We start from the raw sequence: 6,122 nt of genomic DNA on the forward strand, positions 1-6,122 counted from the left end.
GAGAAGAAGAAGTAGAAGGCGAAGAGCCAGACCTGCAGGTTCTTCAGCGGCGCGAATTCCTGCCAGAAGCTTCTCGCCGGTACTGCCTTACCGGCACGGCGCTCGCGGATGACCGGATCGTCGCTGGTCATGAACCAGAACACGCCGGCCATGACAACCAGCGCTGCGGCCCAGATCAGCGCGACCGACTGCCAGCCCCAGGCAATCAGTACGAGCGGCGCCAGGAACTTGGTGACCGCGGCGCCGACATTGCCAACGCCGAAGATGCCGAGAGCCGTGCCTTGTTTGCGCGCGGGGAAGAAGCGCGAAACATAGGCGACGCCGACCGCGAAGGATCCACCGGCAAGCCCGACGCCGAGCGCCGCGACCAGCATCTGCTCATAGGTATGTGCAAAGGCGAGCAGGAAGGTCGCGACCGCCGCCGCGAGCATGGTCATGGTGTAGACCAGCCTGCCGCCGTAGCGGTCGGTCCAGACGCCGAGCACCATGCGCACGAGCGAGCCGGTGAGGATCGGCGTGCCGACCAGCAGTCCGAACTCGGTCTCGTTCAGCCCGAGCTCCTGCTTTATGCGCACGCCGATGATGGAGAAGATCGTCCACACCGCGAAGCAGACGGTGAAGGCGATGGTGGAGATGAGGAGCGCCTGCCGGGAGCTACTGTCCTGGCTGGGCGCGGCTTGGAGGTTTGCGGTCATGGTCGGCTCCGTTTGCGGCGTGGAGGCACCGCGTGTTGTGTTGATCAGAGGCGCGGCATCGGTCAGCGCGGCGAGGCTGTGATCTCCGCGGTCACTTGCGGACCCTTGGCCTCTCTGTCGTGATTGGTGGGAAACAGCAGAACCGCGGCGGCGAACAGCACCGCCGTCAGGATGCTGCTCGCCAGGAAATCGCGGCGGGTGAAGTCCTTCAGGGAAGCGCCAGTTCCGATCCGTTTCGTCATCGTCGTCTCCGTTCGGCGCCGCCTGGGATCGGCGCCTTCGATTGCGTTTCGGTCCAAAACAAAAAAGCTGCCGGCCAGGCCTGTCGCGTCCGTACATCCGGGACACGCGTCGACCTGAGCGGCAGCTTTGCCTGTGGCGCCCGCCATTGGACGCCTGTTCTATTGCCCGCGAGGGGCGCGATTATCTTAAAGCACGAAGCGTGCCAGTTTTGCGTGGAAGACGGATTTCCAGGAGAATCAAAGCGGTAGGCGCTTCAGGCGCCGGCCCGGCGAGCCGAGACACGGTCAAACGTTGATCAACGGAGCGGGCAGGGCGCACAAATTTTGTGCAATGCACAAGAATGGCGCGCAAATGATCAGTCGCGATTCTGGGCCGCGATGTAGGCATCGATCCGATCGGGATCGAAGATCTGGCCGTCGAAGAACCCGTCCGGGCCGAGCACAAGGCTCGCCCCGGCCGAGCCGACCGGCGTCGCGGTCTTCAGCGCGCCTTCCACTTTGGCGTTGGCGCCGGGCAGGGCCACGCCGAGCGGCTTCAGCGCCGAGCGGTACAGATCGGGCCGGTAGCAGTCGCGGGCGATCGCTAGGTTTTGCGGTGTATGCGGCAATTGTCCCCAGCGCACCATCTGCGTGTAGAACCAGAGCGCATGGCTCTTCCAGGGAAAGTTCGCCGCCTTGTCGAAGGGCAGGAAGAAAGCCTCAACGCTGCGCTCCGGGCCGCCGCCGAGCTGAAGTCGCCCGGTGAGTGCCGGCATCTGGATCGCCTCCGGCTGCCCGAGGAACGCAGGCTTGGCCATCAGCGCGGCCAGCGCGCCGCGGTTCACCGGATCCTGGCACCAGCGCGCGGAGTGATGCAGCGCTCTCAGCAACGCCGCCAGCGCGTCGGGGTTTTCCTCGGCCCAGCTTCTGCGCGCGCCGATCACCTTTTCCGGGCTGTTGCGCCACAGCAGCGCCTTGACGGTGACGATGCGGCCGGTGCCGGCGGCGACGGCGGCACTGTTCCAGGGCTCTCCGACGCAATAGCCGTCGATGCGGCCGGCGGAGAGCGCATCGGCCATGAAGGGCGGCGGCACGATGACGATCTCGACATCGCGGTCGGGATCGATGCTGCAGGCGGCGAGCCAGTAGCGCAGCTCGTAATTATGCCCGGAATGCGGATGGACGACGGCGAAACGCAAAGGCTCGCGGCCGGCGGCCGCCCGCTCGCGGATCAGAGCGCCAAGCGCCGTCCCGGCGCGCGCCGGATCGAGATCGGGCGCGGCCCCGTGCGCCGCCATGCCTTGCCACACCGCATTGGAGACGGTGACGCAGTTGCCGCCAAGCCCGAGCGAGAAGGGCACTATGGTCTCCGAGGCAAGCGGCGTGAGGCCGAGGCTGCAGGCGAGCGGCATCGGCCCCAGCATATGTGCCACATCGAAATGGCCGATGGCGATGCGGTCTCGGATGTTGGCCCACGAGGTCTCGCGATGCAGCTTGAGCTCGATGCCTTCGCGGGCGGCAAAGCCCATCTCGCCGGCCGCTACAAGGACGGCGCTGTCGAAGAGCGGCATGAAGCCGGCGGTGATCTCGTGCGCGGCAGTCTTGCTCATTCGCCCTCCAGCGGGCCCAGCAATCCCGCCGCCGTCACCAGGCTCTGGGCGATGTCGGCGATCTTGCGGTTCTGGTTCATGGCGGTCTTGCGAAGAAGCGCGTAAGCGGCCTCCTCGCTCAAGCCGCGCGACTTCATCAATATGCCTTTGGCGCGATCGACGACCTTGCGGTTCTCGAGCTCGCTGCGCGCCTCCTCCAGTTCGCGCGCCATGCGCGAGAAGGCGTTGAAGCGGCTGATCGTCATGTCAAGAATCGGCTTGATGCGCTCCTTCTTCAGCCCGTCGACCACATAGGCGGACACGCCCGCTTCGACCGCCGCCTCGATCGAGGCCCGGTCGGAGCGGTCGACGAACATAGCGATCGGCCGTTTCACTGCTCGCGAAAGCTGGAACATGTTCTCCAGCATGTCGCGGTTGGGGTTTTCGAGATCGATGACGATGACATCCGGCTCGATCTCGGCGATGCGCTTGGCAATGCCGGCCACGTCATGAACAACGGTGACATGGCGATGGCCGGCGTCCCGCAATCCGGCCTCAATGATCGAGGCGCGGATGCGGTTCTCGTCGATAACAAGGATGGTCAACGAACCAGCGGACATGCGCCCTATTGTGCAGCCCGGCCGGAATTGTGCAATGCGGTAGCGTGGTCCGCGGCGACTTTCCCACGCCCAAACGCCGCCGGCCAGTCGCCGATATTCGAAGCTTCTAATTTTCGAAGGCAGGTTTTTCGCTGGGCCAAAAAGGTCAAAAACGTATCAGTCGGCGCGGCGTGGCGAGGTGGCGCACATCCTTGGCCGCCGCTATCCTGACCCTAGATGAGCCGGAACAAACGGCCGCGGTTCGAAGGCTGGCACAGCCTGCGGGAGGAATCGATGGGACCCGATCTGGAAGTCATACAGATAAGGCCTGGCGAGTCGTTCGCGGTGAGGTGGCATGGCTATCCCTACCATACGGTGCGCTGGCATTTTCATCCGGAATACGAACTGCACCAGATCGTCGCGACCAAGGGCCGCTATTTCGTCGGCGACTTCATCGGCGAGTTCGAGGTCGGCAACCTCGTTCTCACCGGTCCGAACCTGCCGCACAACTGGATCAGCGAGGTTCCGGAAGGTCAGTCAGTTCCGCTGCGCTGCAGGCTGGTCCAGTTCAGCGAGGAATTCATCGGCGGCGCGATCGCCACTTTTCCCGAGCTTGGCGCGGTCTCGCCACTGCTCGAGCTCGCGCGGCGCGGCGTCCTGTTCAGCGCCAGTGTGAGCAGGGCGGTCATGCCGTTGCTGGCGGAGATCACTCATGCTTACGGCGTTCACCGGATCAGCCTGTTCATGTCGATCATGGAGGCGCTGAGCCGCGAAACTACGCCGCGCGTGCTCGCCAGCGAGAACTATCTGCCGGACCCGTCCGGATACATGTCTGCGGGCATGAACCAGGCGCTCGCCTATATCCGCGAGAACCTGACCCAGCAATTCAACGAAGGCGATCTGGCGGCAATCGCGGGACAGACGCCGAGCGCCTTCTCGCGCTCGTTTCGCAAGCATACCGGCATGTCGCTGCTGCAGTACATCAAGCGGCTGCGCATCAACCTCGCTTGCCAGATCCTGATGAGCGACGAAGAGGCGCAGATCTCGGACATCTGCTTCGAGGTCGGCTTCAACAATCTGTCGAACTTCAATCGCCAGTTCCTGGCCGAGAAGGGCATGCCGCCTTCGCAGTTCAGGAGATTGGTTGCGGATAATTTCGCGGCCGCGCGCGCCGCATAGAAAGGAGTTCGGGAGGAGAAACAAGCCTTAGACAAGAACCAGGACGAAGCGGTGGGTCGCGCAAGCGAACCAGCGATGGACGAGTATTTCCTCGTGTCATGCCAGCGGGAGGAAGCCGTGAGGCTGCTGCACGAGTTCACTGGACTTCCGATGGGGTGCGCGAGCAGCATCCGCGGCTCGATGTCGAAGTCCGTTTAGATCACACAATGGGAATTGGAGAAGACCTTATGTCCAGATACGTGTCCAGATTGACAGCAGCCGCGATGGCCGTCTCGAGCCTCGCTCTTGGGGCGACTTTTGCCAATGCGCAGGATATCGCCGGCTCCACGGTCGCGTTCCTGATGCCCGACCAGGGCTCGACGCGTTACGAAGAGCATGATCATCCGGGCTTCGTCGCTGAAATGAAGAAGCTTTGCGACAGCTGCAAGGTGCTCTATCTCAATGCCGACGCCGACGTCACCAAGCAACAGCAGCAGTTCAACTCCGTCATCACCCAGGGCGCGAAGGTTGTCGTGCTCGACCCGGTCGATTCCGCGGCGGCGGCCTCGCTGGTGCACAATGCGCAGGCTCAGGGCGTCAAGGTGATCGCCTATGACCGTCCGATCCCCACGGCCAAGGCCGATTTCTATGTATCGTTCGACAACAAGGCCATCGGCAAGGCGATCGCCGCCTCGCTGGTCGAGCATCTCAAGGCCAAGGGCGTGTCGAGCGACGGCGATGTCGGCGTGCTGCAGATCAACGGCTCGCCGACCGACGCCGCGGCGGGCCTGATCAAGGACGGCATCCATGAGGGTCTCAAGACCGGCAGCTACAAGACGCTCGCCGAGTTTGACACGCCGAACTGGGCGCCATCGAATGCCCAGCAATGGGCGGCGGGACAGATCTCGCGCTTCGGCAACAAGATCGTCGGCGTGGTCGCCGCCAACGACGGCACGGGCGGCGGCGCCATTGCCGCCTTCAAGGCAGCCGGCGTCGATCCGGTGCCGCCGGTGACGGGCAACGACGCGACGATCGCCGCCTTGCAGCTCATCATTGCCGGCGACCAGTACAACACTATCTCCAAGCCGAGCGAAATCGTCGCCGCGGCGGCGGCAAACGTTGCTGTGCAGCTTCTCAAGGGCGAGACTCCGAAAGCCGAGACAACGCTGTACGATACGCCCTCGCAACTCTTCGTGCCGGCGGTGGTGACGCAGGAGAATTTGAAGGCCGAAATCATCGACAAGAAGATCCAGACCGCAGCCCAGCTCTGCACCGACCGCTACGCCGAAGGCTGCAAGAAGCTCGGCATTCAATAAGGAGCGATGCGGCTGAAGCCGCATCGTCTCCCAAAGCGATGCGGCGCAGCCGCGTCGCCTGCGATATGCTCGGCTGGCCCGTCAGGGCTGAGAGCCGGGTGTGTCCGGCCGCTCCCTCCTGGCGGCCGGACAGATCGACCAAAACGCGGGAAGAGACACGCAATGGCAATACCCGACGCACCGCCCACGACGAGCCGTCCGCCGGTGCTTAGCCTGCGCGGCATCTCGAAGAATTTCGGCGCGGTGTCGGCTCTCACCGACGTCGATCTCGACATCAATGCCGGGGAAATCGTAGCCCTGGTTGGCGACAACGGCGCCGGCAAGTCGACGCTGGTGAAAATCCTGGCCGGCGCGCATATGCCGAGCTCGGGCTCGATCACTTTCGACGGCCAGCCGGTGACGCTTGCCAATCCCGCCGCGGCGCTGAAGCTCGGCATCGCCACCGTCTTCCAGGATCTCGCGCTCTGCGAAAACCTCGACGTCGTGGCCAACATCTTTCTCGGCCGCGAGCTTCATCCGCTTCGCCTCGACGAGGTCTCGATGG

General features: G+C 63.9%; 7 protein-coding genes. 3 read left to right on the forward strand and 4 right to left on the reverse strand.

What is annotated here, in order from left to right:
* The 4 genes from EOA60_RS38670 to EOA60_RS02225 all read right to left on the reverse strand — a co-directional run.
* The coding region (locus tag EOA60_RS38670; protein WP_245502514.1) for an MFS transporter at positions 1–695 on the reverse strand (695 nt) is incomplete at its 3' end.
* 62 nt (positions 696–757) lie between these two features.
* Positions 758–937 carry a hypothetical protein gene (locus EOA60_RS02215; protein ID WP_095825034.1) on the reverse strand — a complete coding sequence of 60 codons (180 nt, stop codon included), beginning with the start codon at positions 935–937 and terminating at the stop codon, positions 758–760.
* A 356-nt stretch (positions 938–1,293) separates the two neighbouring features.
* Complete coding sequence (locus EOA60_RS02220) at positions 1,294–2,526, reverse strand: CmpA/NrtA family ABC transporter substrate-binding protein (protein WP_095824986.1); 1,233 nt, start codon at positions 2,524–2,526, stop codon at positions 1,294–1,296.
* Entirely contained in the window at positions 2,523–3,125 is a 603-nt protein-coding gene (locus EOA60_RS02225) for an ANTAR domain-containing response regulator (protein ID WP_066992153.1), read from the reverse strand. The genes EOA60_RS02220 and EOA60_RS02225 overlap by 4 nt, the downstream gene beginning before the upstream one ends.
* A 273-nt stretch (positions 3,126–3,398) precedes the next feature.
* On the opposite strand from EOA60_RS02225, the gene EOA60_RS02230 reads away from it, so the two are divergent.
* The 3 genes from EOA60_RS02230 to EOA60_RS02240 form a co-directional block, all read left to right on the forward strand.
* Complete coding sequence (locus EOA60_RS02230) at positions 3,399–4,283, forward strand: AraC family transcriptional regulator (protein ID WP_066992353.1); 885 nt, start codon at positions 3,399–3,401, stop codon at positions 4,281–4,283.
* A gap of 227 nt (positions 4,284–4,510) precedes the next feature.
* Positions 4,511–5,578: a sugar ABC transporter substrate-binding protein gene (locus EOA60_RS02235; RefSeq protein ID WP_066992156.1), complete on the forward strand. Its 1,068-nt coding sequence runs from the start codon at positions 4,511–4,513 to the stop codon at positions 5,576–5,578.
* A 162-nt stretch (positions 5,579–5,740) separates the two neighbouring features.
* Positions 5,741–6,122: ATP-binding cassette domain-containing protein (locus tag EOA60_RS02240; protein ID WP_164899164.1), on the forward strand; the 382-nt coding region annotated here is incomplete at its 3' end.

Origin of the sequence: Mesorhizobium sp. M1A.F.Ca.IN.020.06.1.1 (assembly GCF_004023265.1) — a bacterium.
Lineage (GTDB): Bacteria > Pseudomonadota > Alphaproteobacteria > Rhizobiales > Rhizobiaceae > Mesorhizobium.

Excerpts from the sequence above, each read along its gene's own strand:
- EOA60_RS02215 (WP_095825034.1), bottom strand. The coding sequence starts at position 937 with ATGACGAAACGGATCGGAACTGGCGCTTCCCTGAAGGACTTCACCCGC.
- EOA60_RS02220 (WP_095824986.1), bottom strand. The coding sequence starts at position 2,526 with ATGAGCAAGACTGCCGCGCACGAGATCACCGCCGGCTTCATGCCGCTC.
- EOA60_RS02225 (WP_066992153.1), bottom strand. The coding sequence starts at position 3,125 with ATGTCCGCTGGTTCGTTGACCATCCTTGTTATCGACGAGAACCGCATC.
- EOA60_RS02230 (WP_066992353.1), top strand. The coding sequence starts at position 3,399 with ATGGGACCCGATCTGGAAGTCATACAGATAAGGCCTGGCGAGTCGTTC.
- EOA60_RS02235 (WP_066992156.1), top strand. The coding sequence starts at position 4,511 with ATGTCCAGATACGTGTCCAGATTGACAGCAGCCGCGATGGCCGTCTCG.